This window comes from Paenibacillus sp. 4624 (assembly GCF_050435065.1).
GTDB classification, from domain to species: domain Bacteria; phylum Bacillota; class Bacilli; order Paenibacillales; family Paenibacillaceae; genus Paenibacillus; species Paenibacillus amylolyticus_D.
Genome location: NZ_JBNDJR010000029.1, coordinates 1 through 19,864 on the forward strand (window position 1 = coordinate 1; position 19,864 = coordinate 19,864).

The following is a 19,864-nucleotide window of genomic DNA, read 5'->3' on the forward strand; positions in this document are numbered from 1 at the left end:
TGCGGTACGCTCACGGTCATTCCCGTTACTGCTGCGCTCGGATTGAGCCATCGTTGCACTCTCTCCTTCCGCTTTCGCGTTCAGACCCAGATCGAACATGCCGCGGCTTTCGCTGGCATAGCTGCTGCTTGCGGTACGCTCACGGTCATTCCCGTTACTGTTGCGTTCGGATTGAGCCATGGTTGCACTCTCCCCTTCCGCTTTCGCGTTCAGACCCAAATCCAGCTTACCGCGGCTTTCGCTGGCATAGCTGCTGCTTGCATTGCGTGCCTGACCGTCTCGTGAATACTCGTTCATCGTTGCTGCTTCTCCTGACACATTGGCATTGAGGCCGAGGCCCAGTTTGCCAGAGCTGCTTGACTCGCTCGTAACGTCCGAAGATTGGTTATTGTAACGGTTCATGTTCTCGGCGGATACATCAGCGTTTAGCCCTAGATCCAGATTCAATGCACCGCTTGCACTGGAAGAACCTCCGTAGCTACTCGTATTCCCGTGACCAGCGTCACGTTGTCCTGATAGCAATGATCCCAGTTCCAGACGCAAACCTGCATTTAAATCCAAATTACCGTTGCCGTTGCTGTTGCTGTTATAGCTATCTGCATATGTTAACTGCGAAGCCCCTAGCAATCCAGCTACAAGCGTACCCGACAATACCGACAATTTTACCCAACGATTCACTTTTTTCATGATAATATACACTCCTTCTCATTTTGGTTGAATTAACGCCATTGTTGTTTATGAGAAAGAGGTATATTTCGGCGGCTGACCTGGTGGTGCTTGTGACCACTGGCTGAAACCATCCAAACGTTCCATGTCAAAAGCAAAGTCGTAACCCGGCATCATCAGACTTGTTATGGTCAAAGGCAGTGCTACAGCCGGAACGGATGCTCCGCCCCCCGTCACACCAGACGAACCGGAGCTTGTACCTGTAGAGGTACTCGTTGCAGAGGGAGCTATTCCCATAACAGACCAGTTGGCCGGTCGTTCTACCCGTGGTTGCCATGGTGCAGAGGCTTCATCCTGCTTTTTAGGTAATGCTTGATCCGCATTCAGATTACCTTGACCTTGGTTCTTCGCTGTTGATTTTCCAAAAGAAGTGGCCTTTTGCAACCATTCATTATCCAGTAAAGATACGTTTGAACTTGTCTCCTCAGCACGTTGGTTCAGACCATCCTGCTTCACAGGCACAGCCCGAGAAACAGCAGGCTCTGTTACCGAGCCTGGAGTGATCTCACGATCCATCACCTGACCTGTAACCTGTACTTCATCCCTTGCCGTGTTCTGTCCAATCATCTTGCCCTGAGACGAAGGTGAATCGACTGCCTTACTAGGCTGATCTGAAGTATCCGCAGGTTGCTCCGGTTTCGCAACCGGAAGTTCAATCTTCCCTCTACCAGAATCAATTTCTGTTGCTACACCAGTAGCAGGTACGTTTGCTTTCACCTTTGGAAGCTGTACCTCGCCTTCGCTCAGATTCACACCTGATGCCCTGACATCCACCGATGTAACTTCAGGAACATCAACTTTCACGGAAGGAAGTTCAACCTTGCCTTGCCGCAGGTCTGTGTGTACAGCAGACGTCTCTGCTTTGATGACCTCGGGAACCTCGGCTTTTATACCCGGCAAGGAGGCTGTACCCTCCTGTAGATTCACCTGACTGCTGGACACATCTGCTTGAATGACAGGCGTGTCTGCTTGCACAGAAGGAAGATCCACCGTCCCTTGCTTTGCATCGATGCCAATCTTCGATGTCCCTGCCGATCCAAGCGGTGTATCCACTTTCAGCTCAGATACACTTAGTTTGCCGGTAGATGCATTCGTTTGGATCGAAGGAACTTCTACACCCAGCAGTGTTGTGGACACCGATATTGATGGAGTCAGATCAAATCCGCCATCAGCATCGCGTGAAAACAGGTTCAGTGACAATCCGCTGGACGGCTTGCTTGAACCGGCCTCATTTGAAACATCATCTGCATAGACATGCGATGAACCGAAGCCCATAACCAACGTTCCGGCCAAAATGGCTAACGGAATGCTTGCCAGACGAGTGATCGATCTGGGTAATTTCACCTTTAAGTTCAAGTTGCTTCACCCCCTTTCCGCGCTAGCGTTGATGGGACAAGGCATATGAGTTTTCCCCTAGGATTAATTAGAATACAGGGATTTCTGCCTGTTCCTCATTAAACGTGAAGGCATTTCCTCAAACGATTTTTCAGTGAAAACATTTTAAATTTAAATTAATTTCTGCCTTCATGCTGGGCGATTACCTCTCCAAAAACCACCTTACGACCCTTCACCGGTTGCCACAGACTGTGCCGGCAGAACTACTTCCACATCTCTATTCTTGGCTCTTGGCTTCAACAAGTACAGTAGACCGAGCAGTGTCAGCAGCATACCTGAACTTACAAACGCAGGCACAACACCAAATGATGTCACTAGTAGTCCGCCTACCACAGGGCCGAATATGTTGCTTGTTGTCATCACACTGCCCACAGTACCAAACACCCTGCCTGTCATCGGCTCAGGGGTCTGTTCTTGTAGCAGAATCTGAAAAGGCACGACTGCAAACCCGATGCCGACACCTGCCAAGGCAAACAGTGAAATCAGAAGCAACTGTGCGCCTATTCCTGCTGAAGGCCATACGACAACGACTATTCCTGCCGTCCCGATGACAAGGCCTGTTACAGCGGTTCCCAGACCCATTTTTAACCCGTGACTCGCTGTTTTCCATTTTCGGACACTCATCGCCGCAATTAACGTTCCGACACCACTTGCCGCAACACACCACCCAAGCAGATCACCCGAAATGCCGGGAAGCTGCCTGAACAAAACAACCGTTTGTGAATCGGCAAACTGCAGAAACAAAATCGCGGATGCTAGTAAAAAAAGTGACGTTCCGACATGAGGCAGAGAAGCTAGCATACGGATGCCTTCAAGTGTTTCTTTCCAAAAGGATTGTTTGACTTGAGTCGATCCTGCTGTCTTTTCCTCTACTCCTGTTACGTTAGAATTCGCCCGTTGGATCACCCGATGTCCGGGAATCCACAATAAAATGAGGCCAGAGATCAGAAATGACGATGCATCCAGCACAAAACACCACGTGATCCCAAACCCGGCTACAAGTAACCCGCCCAGCGCCGGACCGATAATTTTGGACATCTGTTCAATCACCGAGCTAATGGACACTGCTTGAGCAAGCTGGTGGTGTGGCACAATTTCTTTCAATTTGCCGTTCTTGGCGGGTGAGAACATGACATCAAACAGAGATTTAAGAATAAGCAATACATAAACATGCCAAATCTGATCCGCAAAAATAAATGCACCCACGATGATAATCCGGGCAGCATCCGCTGTAATCATCATCCACTTTCGGTTCAGGCGATCTGCCAGAGCACCGGCAAACGGCCCTGTGAGCAGCATCGGCAATGCCGCAGACAACATCACAAACGTGATCTCCCACGGCGTTGCGTTCCAGCGAAGCCCAACCAGAGTGAAGATAGCCAACAGATGCAGCCAGTCCCCCAAGTTGGATATCGCCTGAGATACCATCAATGTTACGAATGCACGATTCTGTTTTAGTGCCCCTTGCCCCGCTGCAATGTAGTTTGTTGCCATCTCACTTCTCCTCCATCATTTTCCGAATGTCTAATATGAAAATGATTATATAAAAGATGCTCAGGCAGAACCTCCTGCCCAAGTCGGAGATGAAGGAACATCCACAGGATGATTTTTCATTTTCTGGTATGTTGCACTCTAACCCATTTCATTGCTCCAATCGAAAATATGTATTATAAATCGTGACAAATGATCAAATTTTAAATGCTAAAAATGCAAATCTTGTGACATATCGCATGTTTTTCAGGCAAATTGAGGTCTACAATGAACATATGACGATCCTTCGATTCGTCAATCGATATAATGATCCAACTCATATAAGTTGATCTGATCTTTTACAAAACGCTTTATATAAGTTTAACTTTATGCACGGGTAAATCACCCTTAGTTCAAACTTATACAGCAACGAGAACCTTCATATCACGTCAACTTATATAAATACAATGAAAGGCGGGATCAGCATGCTGGAATTACAAGAGATCGGAACCGAACGTTCACTTCATCTGTACCGCACCTTGGCCCATACGTTCAAAAGTGTGAATGAACACGCTGTATCTGGAAGCAAAGTACATGGTTTTAATCCAACTGCCTACGGAGTGCTCGAAGTGTTATATATGAAAGGAGCACAACCGATCCAGCAGGTAGGAGCTCAACTGCTGTTGCAGAGTGGGAACGTTACCTATGTCATTGACAAGCTGGAGCAAAAAGGGCTTCTACGCCGCAAACATTGTCCGCAAGACAGACGAATCATTTTTGTCGAACTGACAGAAGAAGGCCAGCGCACGATGGATGACATCTATCCAGGATATGCGCTCAAGATTGATCGTGCAGTCAGCGGTCTAAGCGAAGAGGACAAAGAACTGCTGTCCGAGCTTCTAGGAAGACTGGCGCATGGTGCAGAAAGTCTGTCTGCAAGCAGCTAAAACCGTATGTGCACCACATCCGAGCTAGGTTACCAGGTTTACGTTGGATAACTTAAAAGAGTGGTAGAGATGAAAAAACCGGATGGGCCTGACCAAGGCTCATCCGGTTTTTGCTTGTGTATTATTTTTTAGCCAATAGGACCCTGCCCTCAAAATATATTGCCAGCCCAGAAAGATCAGGGTCATGATACAAATCTGGCGAATGGCGTCCATGTAAAGAAACGTATTCCCCCGAAACACAAAAACAGAGAACAGAACACCGCTTAATCCTGCTAATAGAACATAACCAATCATTATGGAAACAACCTGCATCGCAACTCCCTTGAATCGTCGCGTCAAGGACATAGTTACCGCATCCGTTAAAAGTGACAGCGGAAGAATAAGAAAAATGGCGATTGCTAGAGTAATCAGTACAGCTATAACTAATGAATACCATAGCGGATAATAGTACGTATTCTCCATTCGCTCGGCAATCGGTACATAATTAATAAAAACCATAATGACAGAGATTGAAATACAGGTCAGCAATGCTGAGAAGATACGGACAGGAAAGGAAACGGAATGCAGGGCTAGCCCCTTCGGGTTACTCAAGTCACATCATCCTCCTTTTTCCAATTCATCATACCAAACCCATGGAAATATAAAAAGCAGCTGATGTTCAGCTGCTTTTTAGTACATAGCGACAATATGCATCAATCCATGAATTTCATTGCTTTGCCGTGCATTCCATTGCTTCTCCCGGGCATGTCAGTTACTTCTGCATGGCTTCCACTTGCGGCGGGGCATCTGCATCCTCAGGAACAATCAGCCTTTTGCGCAAGGCCAGCGTAGTGACCCATGAAACGATCGCAATAACAAACATGATGACAAACAAGGAGTGCAAGCTGCCTTCCAGCACACTACGCAACAGCGCCCACTTCTCGTCTGATAACGCAACATCCGTATGCGGTGCAAGCAGCTCATTCAGATCCTTCTCCGATATACCTGAGGCCGCTAAATTTTGCTCACTCGACAGTTTCGAGATACGGAAATTCAGCCACGTTCCAAATGCCGCCGCACCAATCGTCTGGCCGAGTGTACGCATGAACGTATGCAGTGCCGTTGAAGAACCACGCTCTTTGTACCCTACAGACGACTGCGCGATAATCGTGAAGATTGTAAAAGCAAAACCGAACCCTAGACCATAAATAAAGGTCAGAATAAACAATACGACTTGCGGAGAAGTCCCGCCAACTAAGAACAGCCCACCCGAACCAATAGCGATCCCAGTAAGTCCGATTAAGCTGGTCAGCCTTGATCCAATCTTAAGCAGCAGCCTTCCTGCCAGCACGCTGCCGATCAGCCAGCCAACGGACATGGGCGCGAGCAGCAACCCGGACTCGGTTGCATTACCCCCACGTACTCCCTGCACCCACAGCGGCAGATAGCTGGTTAAGCCGATCATCAATGTGCTGGTCAGCAGGCCGGCGATATTCGCCACCCGGATATCCCGGATACGGAACAGATGGAGTGGCACCATCGGAGCCTGGGCTCTTTTTTCCACCACAAAAAACAAAATGATAAACAATACGGCAACCACGCTTAGTCCCACAATCAATGGAGAACTCCACGCGTAATACTGCCCGCCTGCCGACAATACAAAGAGCATAGCGGTAATACCAACGGTGAAGGTGAGCGCGCCAACATAATCAATTTTAGCGGTACGTGGTGAAATATCCTCTTTGAGATAACGGAATACAAACCACATGGCGAGCAAGCCAAATGGCACATTGAATCCGAAAATCCATTGCCAGCCGAGGTTGTCCACAAAATAACCCCCGAGCAGCGGGCCAACGAGAGACGAAATGCCCCATACCGAGCTGATCCAGCCCTGGATTTTGCCCCGTTCCTCAATGCGGTAAATATCCCCGATAATCGTAAAGGTAACCGGTACTACAGCGCCTGCACCAATCCCCTGAATAGCACGGTAGATGATCAGCTGCTCCATATTCTGCGAAAGACAGCATAAGAGTGATCCGAGCAAAAACAAGGCACAGCCAATGAGAAAAACCGGTTTACGTCCGTATATGTCACTGATTTTGCCAAAAATCGGGGTACTGACTGCCATCGTGAGCAGGTATGCCGTAAAAATCCAACTGAGAAGCTGCACGCTCCCCAATTCGCTGACAATCGTTGGACCCGCCGGACCGATTACCGTACCTTCAATCGCCGACAGAAACGTTGCCAGCAGCAAACCCGCAAGAATGAAACTGCGCTTCAAAGCTCCTGTTGTATTCACACAAACCCTTCTCTCTTTTATCTTATACACAATTAACAGTTGATTTTACTTTCTACTCCAAAACAGAACAAGCTTTCGATCACAGTTATCCCCAGATTTTTTCATCCCTTTTCTATAAAGAGAAATCCGGTGGTAAGCCTATGCTTCCGTTGTAGCTTTCGTGCCGAAAGCTTTCAGACGAACGTTCCACTTCTCCAGCTTTGTTCTGTTTCTTCGTTAATGTGTAATCTCAAAATAAATTAAGTATCTTTTTCCTACCTTCCTTTCCACTACTTTCTCTTATTGCGAAGGAACTCATCATATAATAGCGAGTACATCACCATATCCTTATATCCCGTAGACGTATGCTGTACTTGGCGAAGCAGGCCCTCGCGTGTAAATCCCTGGCTTGTCAGGAAAGTTCCTGAGGCTGCGTTACGCGGGTCCACAAGTGCTTCAATCCGGTTCAATCCCATGGTCTCATAACCAAAGGGCAAGAGCGCCGTGAATGCCTCAGACATATACCCGTAGCGCCAATACTCACGGCCCAGCTCATATCCGATCTCACCACGAAAGGCCCCTTCCAGCTGCCAGGTGTTGAATCCGCAACTACCGATAAGTTTACCCGTAGCTTTCAGTTCAATGCCCCACCGAATGGCGTCTTCTTCCCCTGCCATATGATTCAGCAGCCCGATCATATCGGCCGCCTCGCTTGTCCCGATCATCGGCGCGAGATTCATATACCGTGTAACCTCCCGGTCGGACCAGTGTACGAACATCTGGGCAGCATCCTTGCGGCGCATTTTGCGTAAACGTAGCCGCGGTGTCTCCATTTCCGGGATTCTTCCTTTACATTTATACATCACTTGACACTCCGATCCGATCCTTCTCTTGCAGACCATAAGATTCATTAGCCATCTAACCATAACCTACACCAATTGGCAACTGTTCACTCCTGTGATCATATCAAAAAACCGGGCGCATCCGCTCCCGGTCTTGATGTACCTATGAATCCACCAGCACAGGTTGTCCTGTTCTATGCCGAGAATCAATCTTTATTTGCTCAGTTACTCGCAAAGCCTAATCTGCAACAGTCTTACGCCGGAGAGGCCTTCTTGCTGTCAGACAACAATTCTTCGCTCACCCGTCCAAGCACAGCAACAATCTCCTTATACTCCTCAATGCCTGTCCCGGTCAGGCTCCACTGGTCTCCGTGGGCAGTCAGGAAATTCTCCTGCGTTAGGTGTTCAAGCTCCTGCTTAATCTCACGTTCACCCACGCGATATCCTCGCTCTTCTAACAAAGGCAACGCGTCGCTTACGTTTAAATCTTGATTTTGGGCAAAATATAGAAGATGAATTCGTACAAATAGATTCTGTACTTCTGCATGCATAAGCTAAGCTCCTTCCCGGGTTGTAGCCCTTCTTGGTTGCTAAGTAATTACCCCGCGAAAGAAGAGGAGAAACAGGCGCACAATCCAGGCACTGTCATCTCTTTCCAAAATCATTCCGCTTGACTAACCGCATCTACTGCACTATCTTGAAAATAAGTACCATTTTTGCTCGGGAGGGTGATTCACCATGTTTCAAGCTGTTTCCTATGAAGGAACACGAAGCGAGCAGCACACCGCCGTCCTGGGACAGTTAAGTGCTCTGATCCGCGATGAACCTAGTGCGATTGCCAATCTGGCTAACGCTGCTGCGCTGCTCAATGTATTTTTAACCGACACCAACTGGGTCGGATTCTATCTGTATGATGGAAAAGAACTGGTCCTCGGACCATTCCAGGGACTGCCTGCCTGCATCCGCATCCCTCTTGGACGCGGAGTATGCGGTACTTCTGCTGCGGAGAGACGCACACTCGTTGTTGATGATGTGCATGCTTTCCCGGGCCATATCGCCTGTGATGCTGCATCCAATAGTGAGATCGTTGTACCGATCGTCAAAGACGGACAATTATATGGCGTACTGGATATCGACAGCCCAATCAAAAACCGTTTTGACGATGAAGATCGTGTCTTCCTGGAAAAAGCGGTCAGCTTGCTCGTAGAACAATTGTAAAGCTGTCTGATTCATTTCCAATTCATTTGAACAAGAGGACGACGTCCTCACTCGGTCATATCCATATGTAGCAACAAAAAGCGCAGCCCTCCCAGAGGTCTGCGCTTTTTGTTGCTATGCTCTTACCAATGTTCTTACCAATCATCTTGCCAGCCCATGTTACTTTATGCATTCAGGATAGTTCCTGTGCCGCTTTGATGATCATTCCCTCTCGCAGAAACTCTGCCAGTCTCGGATGATAACCATCATACATGTTCCGAAAATCGCGGTGCTCCACGTACAGATTAGCCAAATCCCGATAAATCTCAGCCGTAGGTGTGTAATATCCTTTGATCCATTCAAGGTGTCTTCCAATAATCTGCTGCACAGCCGGACTGCCCGGCTCAAGGCCAAGCTCCAGCGCCTGTTTCAAATCCAGATGAATCTGATCGATTTTGGTCTGTGAGTCCAAAAAATCCTCTTTGGATTTCAACTCGATCTTCTCAGCTTTCGAGTCACGTGACGGGAGGGTCTCAGGCAAGTGCTGTGTTTGACCTGCTTCTGGCAATCTGGCATGACGCGTATTATGTGCGAAGCCATGGTACAGTTCGTGCTCCTCCATCGTCTCTTCCCCTTGCAGATAAGAAACCGTCCGATCCAGCGTTTGGATCAAACCGTGCAAGCGAAGTGCTTCCTCCAAAATTCGGATACGATGTTGCCGCATGACACGGATGATTTCCACGGGCTCTTCTTTAAGCATAGAGCCAATTTCTTCTTCTGCTACTCCTGCTTCCTTGCAGAACAGAATCTGCTGCAGCGTCAGCAATTCTTTTTTTTCATAATAAATATCCTCATCCAGTCCACGAAAAGCAGGGGACAGCAGCCCCAGCTCCGCATAATGGCTTAACTCACTCAGGCTCACACCTGACATACCCGATACATCCGTCATAGAATACGCCATATGAGTTCACCTCCTACCTGTTCTGCGTGCTCTGTGTGTTCACCCGCCGCTTTGTTACGTTATATTTAAAAGATACAAAAAAATTGAAATGGTAAACCTCACCCCGCTCAGTACTGGATCTCCAAGAATCTTCTAATCGTACGCAGTGAACGTTATTGTCCTCACGAAAGAATGGAATCCGCAGTTGAACATGCATGCGTCGATGTCCTATGAAATTCAACGGGTTCAGACAGACGCATGCAGGATGTTACCTAATTAATACCCTTCTCACCCAATGTGAACCTATAGTCAGTGAAGAAAAACGATGGTTTTTTTGAGACAGCTTTAAGGTGTTGTCGATCGTTTGTGGTATACCATTGTAAGCAAAAATCCTGCATCCATGAGATGGATACAGGCTCTTCAAAAATATCATATTATCGCTTTATTACAAGCGATGAACTTACTTAATTTTTGTTAAACATAACAAACTTCAATTCCGTCATTTCTTCCGTTGCATACTTCACACCCTCACGGCCGATGCCACTTTGCTTCACACCGCCATAAGGCATATGATCTACCCGGAAGGTCGGGATATCATTAATCATGACCCCGCCCGCTTCAATGTCATCCACAGCTCGAAGTGCCGTTTGAATGTCATTGGTGAATACTCCTGCTTGAAGTCCGTACATGGAGTCATTCACAAGCTGAGTACCTTCTTCTACCGAATTTACTGTGTTAATCACAACAATCGGCGCAAACACTTCCTGACAAGAAACCTTCGCGTCACGCGGTACATTCACAAGCACGGTTGGACGCAGTATGCCTCCTTCAGCCTCACCACCTGCAACTACTGTTGCTCCTGCCTGTTTGGCTTCTTCAATCCAGTCCAGAGTACGCTGTACATCCTTAGACGTAATGAGTGCCGACACAACCGTATCCTCATTCAACGGATCACCCATCACAACCTGATTGGCTGCTTCGGCGAAACGTTCAATGAACTCCTCGGAAATTGCCTGATGCACATAGATGCGCTGTAATGAAATGCATACCTGCCCCTGATAAGTGAAAGCTCCTGTAACGCTTCGTGGTATCACCTTGTCCAGATCAGCATCTTTGTCTACAATGACAGCCGCATTGGAACCCAGCTCCAGCGTAACACGTTTTAGTCCAGCGTTGCTGCGAATGTTCGTTCCTACGGCTGGGCTGCCTGTAAAAGTAAGATAAGCTACATCAGGATGGCTCACAAGTACATCCCCAATCGTTTTACCATCACCGCTCACCACATTCAGCGCTCCGTTTGGCAACCCCGCCTCTTGGAGCAGGTTTGCGATGTAATAGGCAGACAGCGGAGTCTGCTCGGCAGGTTTAAGCACGATCGTATTCCCGGCAGCAAGCGCAGGTCCAACCTTGTGCGCAACCAGATTCATCGGAAAATTAAACGGTGTAATGGCCCCAATCACCCCGAGCGGCTGCCGCATCGTATAACCAATGCGACCTTCGCCGCCTTTTGCGGCATCCATTGGAACGGTCTCTCCGGTCAACCGTTTTGCCTCTTCGGCAGCAAACCGATAGGTCTCGATCGTACGATCAATCTCGGCTCTTGCCGCAGTGATCGGCTTTGCCGCCTCCAATGCAACGATGCGGGCTGCCTCTTCTTTCCGTTCCTGCAGCATGGCAGACAACTTGTACAGCAAGTCTGCACGCTGATGTGCAGGCATCTGGCGCATTGCATAACGTGCCTTCACAGCCGCCGCAATGGCGGCTTCGGTCTCTTCTGCCGAGGCCGAAGCCACTTCTGCCAGCGTTTCCCCGGAATACGGCGCCTGAAGTGTTGTATAGTGTACCGCTTCGGTAAGCTTACCGTCGATAAACAGATGTTGTTTTTTCATAAACGCATCCTCCGTTCCCGTTCATTCGCTTCCTCACATTCTCACAATTCCTCATCATAAGCATATATGAGTACTCATTACTCGCGAGTAGCAACTACTTACCTTACATAACTCTACTCTAGTTATACACCATTTCGCTCTCTTCCACCCAGTTGACGAAACGATAAAAGTTACTTGGAACGGATTGAGCTGTGAGTGAACATCGCTACAAGGTGCTGGATTATCGTTACTGAGCACTGCGACTAGCTACTGTTACTTTGGCTCATCGTTACTGTGTACTGTTACTGTTTACCGTTACTACCTTACCTCGCTGCTACTGAGTACTGTCACTAGATACCTTTAATGCGCATCGATTCTGAGCAATCCACACTGCAACCAGTTTGTTTCAATAACACTATGACCACTAATAAACCTTTTACCCATCACGCACACGCATGTTTCTTCATCCATGAGCAATATTTCACTGTATGAAGGCGGTCAATTGATCCCACAGAGCTGGCATAGATTGATACTCCTCCGCTCTAACGATCACCAGGAACGTTATTTAGCTAGATTTGAGGCGAATAAATTTCTAACGATCACCACAAGCCTTATTTCACTCAAAAGCACGATAAATGCCCGTTTTTCATACCAAGAAGTCAAAATAACGTTCCTACGGATCGTTAGAATTTCAAAAGGTTGTATTTCCGCAAAATAAGCTCTCCTGAGATCGTTACAAGGTTTGCAGATTATTTCACCGTCAGTACCGGGCATTCGGCATGCTTCAGCACACCATGACTGACACTGCCAACTACAATCTCTGCCAGCACGCTTTTACCCCCGGTGCCTATTACAATCAGGTCACATTTTTGCTCACTCGCCATGCGACAGATTTCCGTTACAGGATCACCCGCAACCAGCATCGTCTCATAAGATACCTCACGACCAACCATTTGTTCAATCACTGGCTCCATAATGTGCTTTCCTTCTTCGGCGATTCGCTCCTCCAAATCAACGCCAAGCGCCGGCTCGTTAATTGAAATGGAAGGATTCACGTGCAAGATGGTCAGACTGACAGGATGTTTCATCTGTTCAGCCAGCATCAGAGCCTGTTCCAGCGCCTTTTTCGCATGATCCGATTCATCTACAGCGACCAATATTCGTTTTAGCATACCCGTTCCTCCAGTCTCTTCATCGGTTCTCAACATCTATCCACGCGTTGCACTCGTACTACTATCCTTTAACCATAAATCAACTTTTAATGAGCTGTGATGGACGCATCAATATCCCGCAGGTGACGACGACGCATCAACAATACAGCAACACCGATCAGCACCATTAGTGCACCGAAGTAAAACGGCGTTTCTGGCAAAAACCACTCCGACAGTTTACCCGCAAGCCACGGGGCTAGTGCACCGCCCATAAACCGCACAAAGCTGTACGCCGCAGAGGCTACGGAACGTTCCACTGGAGCGGCCTCCATCACAGCCGTTGTGATCAACGTGTTGTTTATTCCAAGGAAGATCCCTGCTACGATCACCGCAACAATAACCGTCACCGAAGAACCCATCACCGTACCCACAGCCATAACCAGCAAGTCCAACGCAAACAACGTGAGCATGACACTCATGGAAGGCACGGAGCCAAACCGGCGCTGCAGCTTCGGTGCTACAAAGACGGACGTAATCGCCAGCATCAATCCCCATCCGAAGAAGACATATCCAAGGCCGTGTTCGTCCAGTTTCATGACATATGGGGAATACGCCATCAAGGTAAAGAATCCAAAGTTATATAAAAAGGCGGTAATCGCCAACGTTTTCAGTGAAGGGTACCCGAGCGCTTTGAACGGATCGGACAAGGTGCTGCGCGTTTTTGGTTTAGCCATTTTGGGCAACATAAACATGATGCTGATAAAAGCTATTGCCATAAGGGCAGCTACCCCGTAGAACGGGCCGCGCCAAGAGATCGAACCCAGTTCCCCGCCAAGCAATGGACCAACGGCAATCCCTAGACCCAATGCTGCTTCGTATAAAATAATAGCCTTGGCTGTCCCCGACGTGGACAAGCCAACAATGGCTGACAACGCGGTGGCGATGAACAAGGCATTCCCAAGTCCCCAGCCCCCGCGATAACCAACTAGCGCTCCGACCGTGCCCGATGTACCGCCAAGGAACGAAAAGACAATAATCAGCATTATGCCGCTCAGCAATGTCCATTTCACACCAATTCGGCTGGATACCACACCCGTGATTAACATGGCGATCCCTGTTACCGCGTTATAGCTGGTAAACAGCAAGGACACCTGGCTTTTGGACGCGTGCAGTTGATCCGCAATGGCTGGCAGAATCGGGTCTACCAGACCCAGTCCCATAAACGAGATGATACAGGCGAAAGCTACAGCCCAGACTGCTCGTGGCTGGGACAGCAGTCCTCCACGGGATGACGGCAATTCGTCAGGTAGTGATGGTTCTCTTTTCATAGGTCATTCCTCCGATGTAGTGTTAGGTTGAAATGTTGAAAATTCGTGAAAAAAATGATTAATTAAATAAACTTTCAACTTTTTTTCTTGATTTTTCAAAAAACGAGTTGCAAAAACATCACAAGGACACCGAGAATTCCGGTGTATTGCATTCATCCAGACTGCTCTGCACTCCCACAAAAGACTTGCGAACGTTGCCTGTGCGTATGCATTTGTTTATCGTTCGGCTTCTTGTTGCTTTCTCTGTTGCCTACTCATCTTAATCTTCGTTACTCTCACGAGCATTGGCTTGCAACGTCTGTATACCCGTTCTAACACGCCCACGAAGCTCCTCCAGCTCCTGTTGTACAGCATGAATGCTCTGAAGCTTCTGCTTCAGCAACTGCAACTGACCATCCAATGTTGCTTCCATTCGGGTGAGCTTTTCGATCCGCTCTTTCACCTCAGTTGTCTGCTGATAGTCGAAACGTTGCTCGTTCAGCACATCTGTTGTAGCTACATAGGCATGAAGTTCTTGTAACGAAAAGCCAAGTACCTCTTTGGCTCGAACCACTTTTTTCAAATAGTCGATGTCATCCTGTGAATAAAGCCTCGTTCCGCCGTCTGTCCGCTGAGGTGAAGGCATCACACCAATCTCTTCGTAATATCGAATGGTACGCTTCGTCAGTCCGCAGGCTTTGGCGACATCATCAATTTTGAACAAACTCATCGGCTCCACCTCTCTTATATGTCATTAATATTATGTACATAATTATATATAATTATAACGTTAACGTCAACGTTAGATTTTAGTTTGCCATTTAACCGTTAGAATAATTCATGAAATGATGGATACAATCGATCATTCCTTTCCGTATTTGAAACAGAAGCAGAAAATAAAGACAAAAAAAGACCCGCATACGCGGATCTCGATGTAATTATACAAGTCATTAAGGACGTTGCCCTGCACGCACTAACTAACATTGCTTGTCCTGACCTTATCTTACTTTTCTTTTATTTTTCTTACTTCTCTTATTTCTTCTGCTTGTCCTGTTCCTGCTGTGCCCTTTGCATTTGCTTCAAACGGCCTTCGACCCGGGTAAACAGCCTGATGGTATAGAAACCAACAGCGATCAGACTCAGCACCAACGCACGCACATCCGTAAGCCAGAAACCGATGACACCAAAAGCGGTGATAATAAATCCAAACTGCATCATCAGTGCCGAACTGTACCGCTGCGCTTCTTCCCACAGCGCCTGGTCGCTCATTGCACGTGGTGTCCGATACCCATATATTCCGTTAATTTGTTTTGGCGGCTTCTTATGTACCATCAATCCCAAAATGAAATAACATACTCCGCATATAATCCCCACGAATGCTCCTGCCAAAATACTCGCTCCTTCTCTTCTCTTTAGCTCTCAGGCCAATGTCGTTCACCAATCAGCCATAAAAATAGTAAAACGGCTCTACGTATATACGCAGAGCCGTGCTGTACGTTTCAAACCATTTAAACGTCCTTGATCCGAAGAACCCGCATTGCATTCAATACCGCAAGCACCGTCACACCCACATCCGAGAACACGGCTTCCCACATGGTCGCGATCCCGAATACTCCCAGCAACAGGAAGATCGCTTTGACTCCCAGCGCAAATCCGATGTTCTGCCATACAATGCGGCGTGTACGCTTCGCAATACGGATAGCACTGGCGATTCTGGACGGTTCATCCGTCATAATCACCACATCCGCTGCTTCAATGGCTGCATCCGATCCGAGTCCGCCCATCGCTACACCAACATCGGCACGTGCCAGAACAGGAGTATCGTTAATCCCGTCACCGACAAAGATCATTTTTTCCTTCGGTAATTTTTTTTGTTCCAGTTGTTCCAGCCGTTCGACTTTGTCCTGCGGTAACAGTTCGGCATGAACCTCATCCACGCCAAGCTGGCGTGCAACCGCCTCGCCTACCGCTTTGGCATCACCGGTCAGCATAACCGTTTTGCGGATGCCGAGCTGCTTGAGTGCCTCTATCGCAGACGCTGCATCTTCCTTCACTTCGTCTGCAATAATGAGATGCCCAACATACTCTCCGGCTTCAGCTACATGCACAACAGTCCCTACCGTTTGCGGCTTCGTATACATGATGCCCGCCTGCTCCATCAACTTGGCATTGCCTGCGAGCACTTCCTGACCGTTCACCTTGACTTCGATCCCGTGTCCCGCCACCTCGTCATATCCGTCCACCCCTTGTGCAGGAATGTCTTTCGCCCAAGCGGCACGAATCGATTCCGCAATCGGATGATTGGAATTCGCTTCGGCAATCGCGGCCAGCTTCATCAATTCATCTTCTGTTCGCGTACCTTCAGGATGAACAGACGTGACCTTGAAAACACCTTTGGTTAGTGTGCCCGTTTTATCGAAAACAACCACTTTAACGTCATTCAGGGCCTCCAGATAATTACTTCCCTTGACCAGAATGCCGTTTCGCGAAGCCGCGCCAATCCCGCCAAAGAAACCAAGCGGAATCGATACAACGAGTGCACAAGGACATGAAATAACAAGGAACACCAGTGCGCGATAGATCCAATCTGCAAACGTGGCTCCGCTAAGCAGTAATGGAGGAACGAAGGCAATCAGAGCCGCGAGAATGACCACAACAGGTGTGTAATACCGGGCAAATTTACTGATAAAATGTTCCGTTTTCGCCTTGCGGCTGCTGGCATTCTGCACCATGTCGAGGATTTTGGATACGGTTGATTCACCAAAGGTTTTGGTAACCTCGATAGTTAACATGCCGTTTTTGTTTACAAAACCGCTGAGTACATCACTTCCAGGCTCCAGTTCCCGTGGAACAGATTCCCCCGTCAGCGCGGATGTATCTACCATGGAGCGGCCTGCTTTTACGATACCGTCTAGCGGTACACGCTCACCGGCTTTAACCACGATCCGGTCGCCAATGCGCACTTCTTCCGGGGAGACACGCCGCGTATCCTCCCCTGCTCCCGTGAGGATATTCGCATAATCCGGACGAATATCCATCAGGGACTGAATCGATTTGCGAGAGCGATTGACCGCCATGCCCTGGAACAGTTCTCCGAGTTGATAGAAGAGCATGACCGCAACACCTTCAGGATATTCTCCGATGGCAAACGCACCAAGCGTCGCAACCGTCATCAGGAAATACTCATCAAACACCTGACCGCGAATGATGTTTTTGACCGCCTGCAACAAGATATCGCCACCAGCGATGAGATAAGCCACGACGTAAAGTGCAAGCTGTGCCCAGCCATCCAGCGGTGACCAGATCGCTGCGGCAAGCAGCACAGACCCAGTCGCTAGGCGAGCTAGTAGTGTTTTGGTCTGTCCGGCACCATGTTCATGTGAATGCCCTGCATGAGCTCCACTGCTTTCGGCGTGGTTATGCGTGTGGCTGTGATCATGTCCATGACTGTGTCCATGATCGTGAGTATGTTCATGTGAATGAGCCTGACTCTGATGTTGATGAGTGCCCGCCGCATGGCCTACGTTCGTATGGGCATGATGTTCACCCGATTGGCTCCGATCTTGATGACCTTGCCCTTTTTCCGAAATACGAATATGTGGCTCCAGCCGCAGCACCTTACGCCTCACTTCCTCCACTACCTGCTCATCCATATCGGAAGTGGTGTACATGGATAACGTTTTGGTCACAAAATTAACGGAGCATTCATTAATGCCCTTAATTTTACTCACACCATTTTCAATCTTCAGCGCACAGTTGGCACAATCCAGTCCGTCGAGCAGCAGTTCCCTTTTCACCTGTTCCTGTCCGGTTCCCATGTGAATTCTCCCCTTTGCAGTCCAAAAAAATAGTTCTTCCATATCTGTTAATCGTATTTATTACAATATATGAGCAATCATTCATATGTTTAGTTAACCCCATTATATGCATGCCCAAACCGGAGTGTCAACACAAGGTGTTGATTTTGGATACAGAATATGCTATTAGTAATCATTTCGCTTTAGGCGTTTTTTGGATATAATAGAGCTATCAAGTTGCTAAACATAGGCGGTGATAGGAATGGAACAACCGGTTAAAGCTTCACATGATTGCGATGATGCCTGCTTAGGTACGGAAGCCGATGTGCAAACCATTCGCACCTCACTTATAGATCGGGAGACCTCTTCCGAGATGGCGGATTGGTTCAAAGCATTTAGTGATCCAACACGTCTACGTATTATTGATGCACTGTTACAGAAAGAATTATGTGTGCATGATCTGACGGTGTTGCTCGACATGGGTCAGTCAGCCATCTCCCACCAGCTGCGCTCTCTCCGCAACATGCGGATTGTGAAGCGGCGCAAGGAAGGCAAGACCGTGTTTTATTCTTTGGATGATGCTCACATTGAGCAGATCTTCCTGCAAACACTCCAGCATATCAAACACGGCTAGGCTGCTGCCAGCCGGTTTAAACCAACAAGACCCCCCGCCAGCGGCATAATGCCGAGAGGCGGGGGGTCTGTTGTGTAAGGGAACCGTTTTAATATTTACAACAAATGGTTGTTGTTTGGATCATACAGCCCCGACTTGTCTTTGAACATGTTGAATATATGGGACACCACCACTTTAAGTACCGCGTATCCTGGAACCGCGAGCAGAATGCCAACCACGCCGAACAAGTTACCTGAAGTCAGAATGACAAAGATGATCGTGATTGGATGAATTTTGAGCGTTTTACCCATAATCTGTGGTGAGATGAACTTACCTTCGATCAGCTGTACAATCGTCCATACGGCAATCATTTTCAGCAGCATCACTGGCGAAGTCACCAGAGCGACAATCAAAGCCGGAGTAATTGCAATAGCTGGCCCCAGATAAGGAACAACGCTGGTAAAGGATGCTATAATCGCAAGAATCAAAGCGTAGTCCAAACCAATGATCATATATCCGATGTAGAGCAGGACACCGATACAGAAACTAACGATAATCTGTCCACGGATGAATGAGCTGATCTGGTGATTGATATCATGCAACACATGCATGGCACCGGTACGACTTTTGATTGGCAAAAAAGACAAAATCTTGTCCGGCAGTTTCTTGCCGTCTTTGAGCAAATAGAACAAGATGAATGGCACGGTTACGATAGATAACACTGTCTCGGTAAATGCACCTAGGAACCCGCCCAGCTTCGTCCAAGTGGAGTTGAGGATCTCGGTAGCCTTCTCGGAAATGGTACCCCACCAGTCCTGCCAATTCAGGTTGACCGTCTCCTGCACCTGGCTAAACAGCTGACTTCCTGTCAGTTCCTCAAATTGCTCCCTAACCGTTTCACTATAGGTAGGAAAATTAGCGATCAGGCCCATAATCTGGTTTCGCAGCACGGGGATCACGGCAAGTACTACAACGGTCAGAACTCCGCCAATCGCGAGATAGAGAATCAGAATCCCCCAGCCGCGCTTAATTTTCCATCGTTCCATCACATCCACAAGTGGATTCAGCAGGTAATAAAGGATACCCGACAGAATAATCGGCAGGACAATCGTTTTGATTAACACTGCCAGCGGGTGAAACACAAATGATACCTTGGTCAGCACCATGATGTTCAATCCTACCAATAGCAGAATTAAGAGAAACAGCACAAATTTGTTATTCAGAAAAAATCGTTTGAATCGCTCAGGCCACACCCGCGTTTGTACTTCAGGTTGTTGCTCAGGTTGCTCCATAGGCTTGTCGTCCTCTCTTATGTATCTTTCTTCCGTTATTATTACCTTTCTGCCTGACGGGT

18 protein-coding genes are annotated in these 19,864 nt (G+C 48.0%); 3 read left to right on the forward strand and 15 right to left on the reverse strand.

Features of this window, described 5'->3' with window-relative positions; all coding sequences use genetic code 11:
* The 3 genes from ABIE27_RS30810 to ABIE27_RS30820 form a co-directional block, all read right to left on the reverse strand.
* A partial coding sequence (locus ABIE27_RS30810; RefSeq protein ID WP_429352210.1) for a hypothetical protein occupies window positions 1-687 on the reverse strand: 687 nt, incomplete at its 3' end.
* 48 nt (window positions 688-735) lie between these two features.
* Complete coding sequence (locus ABIE27_RS30815) at window positions 736-2,070, reverse strand: hypothetical protein (RefSeq protein ID WP_429352211.1); 1,335 nt, start codon at window positions 2,068-2,070, stop codon at window positions 736-738.
* A gap of 213 nt (window positions 2,071-2,283) precedes the next feature.
* On the reverse strand, window positions 2,284-3,615 hold the full coding sequence (locus ABIE27_RS30820) for an MFS transporter (RefSeq protein ID WP_429352212.1): 1,332 nt from the start codon (window positions 3,613-3,615) through the stop codon (window positions 2,284-2,286).
* 461 nt (window positions 3,616-4,076) lie between these two features.
* Here ABIE27_RS30820 and ABIE27_RS30825 point away from each other — a divergent pair, with 461 nt between their 5' ends.
* A complete protein-coding gene (locus ABIE27_RS30825; protein ID WP_123066831.1) occupies window positions 4,077-4,538 on the forward strand; it encodes a MarR family winged helix-turn-helix transcriptional regulator in 462 nt (153 codons plus the stop codon).
* Window positions 4,539-4,637: 99 nt separating this feature from the next.
* Here ABIE27_RS30825 and ABIE27_RS30830 read toward each other — a convergent pair whose 3' ends face one another.
* The 4 genes from ABIE27_RS30830 to ABIE27_RS30845 all read right to left on the reverse strand — a co-directional run bounded on the left by ABIE27_RS30830 (window position 4,638) and on the right by ABIE27_RS30845 (window position 8,188).
* On the reverse strand, window positions 4,638-5,129 hold the full coding sequence (locus ABIE27_RS30830; RefSeq protein WP_429352213.1) for a hypothetical protein: 492 nt from the start codon (window positions 5,127-5,129) through the stop codon (window positions 4,638-4,640).
* A gap of 160 nt (window positions 5,130-5,289) precedes the next feature.
* Window positions 5,290-6,798 carry an MDR family MFS transporter gene (locus ABIE27_RS30835; protein WP_240037222.1) on the reverse strand — a complete coding sequence of 503 codons (1,509 nt, stop codon included), beginning with the start codon at window positions 6,796-6,798 and terminating at the stop codon, window positions 5,290-5,292.
* 287 nt (window positions 6,799-7,085) lie between these two features.
* Complete coding sequence (locus ABIE27_RS30840; RefSeq protein ID WP_123066828.1) at window positions 7,086-7,658, reverse strand: GNAT family N-acetyltransferase; 573 nt, start codon at window positions 7,656-7,658, stop codon at window positions 7,086-7,088.
* A 233-nt stretch (window positions 7,659-7,891) separates the two neighbouring features.
* On the reverse strand, window positions 7,892-8,188 hold the full coding sequence (locus ABIE27_RS30845; RefSeq protein WP_123066827.1) for a hypothetical protein: 297 nt from the start codon (window positions 8,186-8,188) through the stop codon (window positions 7,892-7,894).
* A gap of 187 nt (window positions 8,189-8,375) precedes the next feature.
* Here ABIE27_RS30845 and ABIE27_RS30850 point away from each other — a divergent pair, with 187 nt between their 5' ends.
* The gene (locus ABIE27_RS30850; protein ID WP_123066826.1) at window positions 8,376-8,855 is read left to right on the forward strand and encodes a GAF domain-containing protein; all 480 of its coding nucleotides are present in this window, start codon (window positions 8,376-8,378) and stop codon (window positions 8,853-8,855) included.
* Window positions 8,856-9,027: 172 nt separating this feature from the next.
* Here the strand turns inward: ABIE27_RS30850 and ABIE27_RS30855 are convergent, their stop codons facing one another.
* From ABIE27_RS30855 to ABIE27_RS30885, 7 genes are all read right to left on the reverse strand, one after another.
* Window positions 9,028-9,795 carry a MerR family transcriptional regulator gene (locus ABIE27_RS30855; protein WP_123066825.1) on the reverse strand — a complete coding sequence of 256 codons (768 nt, stop codon included), beginning with the start codon at window positions 9,793-9,795 and terminating at the stop codon, window positions 9,028-9,030.
* A gap of 443 nt (window positions 9,796-10,238) precedes the next feature.
* Window positions 10,239-11,663 carry an aldehyde dehydrogenase family protein gene (locus tag ABIE27_RS30860; RefSeq protein WP_429352214.1) on the reverse strand — a complete coding sequence of 475 codons (1,425 nt, stop codon included), beginning with the start codon at window positions 11,661-11,663 and terminating at the stop codon, window positions 10,239-10,241.
* 728 nt (window positions 11,664-12,391) lie between these two features.
* Window positions 12,392-12,850, reverse strand: coding sequence for a universal stress protein (locus tag ABIE27_RS30865; protein WP_429352215.1), 459 nt, complete (start codon window positions 12,848-12,850; stop codon window positions 12,392-12,394).
* Between the two features lie 50 nt (window positions 12,851-12,900).
* On the reverse strand, window positions 12,901-14,121 hold the full coding sequence (locus tag ABIE27_RS30870; RefSeq protein ID WP_123066822.1) for an MFS transporter: 1,221 nt from the start codon (window positions 14,119-14,121) through the stop codon (window positions 12,901-12,903).
* Between the two features lie 259 nt (window positions 14,122-14,380).
* The gene (locus tag ABIE27_RS30875; protein WP_123066821.1) at window positions 14,381-14,830 is read right to left on the reverse strand and encodes a MerR family transcriptional regulator; all 450 of its coding nucleotides are present in this window, start codon (window positions 14,828-14,830) and stop codon (window positions 14,381-14,383) included.
* A 302-nt stretch (window positions 14,831-15,132) separates the two neighbouring features.
* A complete protein-coding gene (locus ABIE27_RS30880; protein WP_123066820.1) occupies window positions 15,133-15,489 on the reverse strand; it encodes an SdpI family protein in 357 nt (118 codons plus the stop codon).
* 119 nt (window positions 15,490-15,608) lie between these two features.
* Window positions 15,609-17,918: a heavy metal translocating P-type ATPase gene (locus ABIE27_RS30885; RefSeq protein ID WP_429352216.1), complete on the reverse strand. Its 2,310-nt coding sequence runs from the start codon at window positions 17,916-17,918 to the stop codon at window positions 15,609-15,611.
* 241 nt (window positions 17,919-18,159) lie between these two features.
* On the opposite strand from ABIE27_RS30885, the gene ABIE27_RS30890 reads away from it, so the two are divergent.
* Window positions 18,160-18,531 (forward strand): ArsR/SmtB family transcription factor, encoded by a 372-nt coding sequence (locus ABIE27_RS30890; protein WP_429352217.1) that lies wholly within the window; start codon window positions 18,160-18,162, stop codon window positions 18,529-18,531.
* A gap of 95 nt (window positions 18,532-18,626) precedes the next feature.
* Here ABIE27_RS30890 and ABIE27_RS30895 read toward each other — a convergent pair whose 3' ends face one another.
* Window positions 18,627-19,802, reverse strand: a complete 1,176-nt coding sequence (locus tag ABIE27_RS30895; RefSeq protein WP_123066818.1) for an AI-2E family transporter — start codon at window positions 19,800-19,802, stop codon at window positions 18,627-18,629.
* Window positions 19,803-19,864 lie beyond the last annotated feature (62 nt).

What these genes read in the sequence shown, in the direction of transcription:
- ABIE27_RS30840 (WP_123066828.1), bottom strand. Translation starts at nt 7,658, where the DNA reads ATGTATAAATGTAAAGGAAGAATCCCGGAAATGGAGACACCGCGGCTA.
- ABIE27_RS30875 (WP_123066821.1), bottom strand. Translation starts at nt 14,830, where the DNA reads ATGAGTTTGTTCAAAATTGATGATGTCGCCAAAGCCTGCGGACTGACG.
- ABIE27_RS30850 (WP_123066826.1), top strand. Translation starts at nt 8,376, where the DNA reads ATGTTTCAAGCTGTTTCCTATGAAGGAACACGAAGCGAGCAGCACACC.
- ABIE27_RS30855 (WP_123066825.1), bottom strand. Translation starts at nt 9,795, where the DNA reads ATGGCGTATTCTATGACGGATGTATCGGGTATGTCAGGTGTGAGCCTG.
- ABIE27_RS30870 (WP_123066822.1), bottom strand. Translation starts at nt 14,121, where the DNA reads ATGAAAAGAGAACCATCACTACCTGACGAATTGCCGTCATCCCGTGGA.
- ABIE27_RS30825 (WP_123066831.1), top strand. Translation starts at nt 4,077, where the DNA reads ATGCTGGAATTACAAGAGATCGGAACCGAACGTTCACTTCATCTGTAC.
- ABIE27_RS30895 (WP_123066818.1), bottom strand. Translation starts at nt 19,802, where the DNA reads ATGGAGCAACCTGAGCAACAACCTGAAGTACAAACGCGGGTGTGGCCT.
- ABIE27_RS30890 (WP_429352217.1), top strand. Translation starts at nt 18,160, where the DNA reads ATGGAACAACCGGTTAAAGCTTCACATGATTGCGATGATGCCTGCTTA.
- ABIE27_RS30820 (WP_429352212.1), bottom strand. Translation starts at nt 3,615, where the DNA reads ATGGCAACAAACTACATTGCAGCGGGGCAAGGGGCACTAAAACAGAAT.
- ABIE27_RS30865 (WP_429352215.1), bottom strand. Translation starts at nt 12,850, where the DNA reads ATGTTGAGAACCGATGAAGAGACTGGAGGAACGGGTATGCTAAAACGA.
- ABIE27_RS30885 (WP_429352216.1), bottom strand. Translation starts at nt 17,918, where the DNA reads ATGGGAACCGGACAGGAACAGGTGAAAAGGGAACTGCTGCTCGACGGA.
- ABIE27_RS30860 (WP_429352214.1), bottom strand. Translation starts at nt 11,663, where the DNA reads ATGAAAAAACAACATCTGTTTATCGACGGTAAGCTTACCGAAGCGGTA.
- ABIE27_RS30845 (WP_123066827.1), bottom strand. Translation starts at nt 8,188, where the DNA reads ATGCATGCAGAAGTACAGAATCTATTTGTACGAATTCATCTTCTATAT.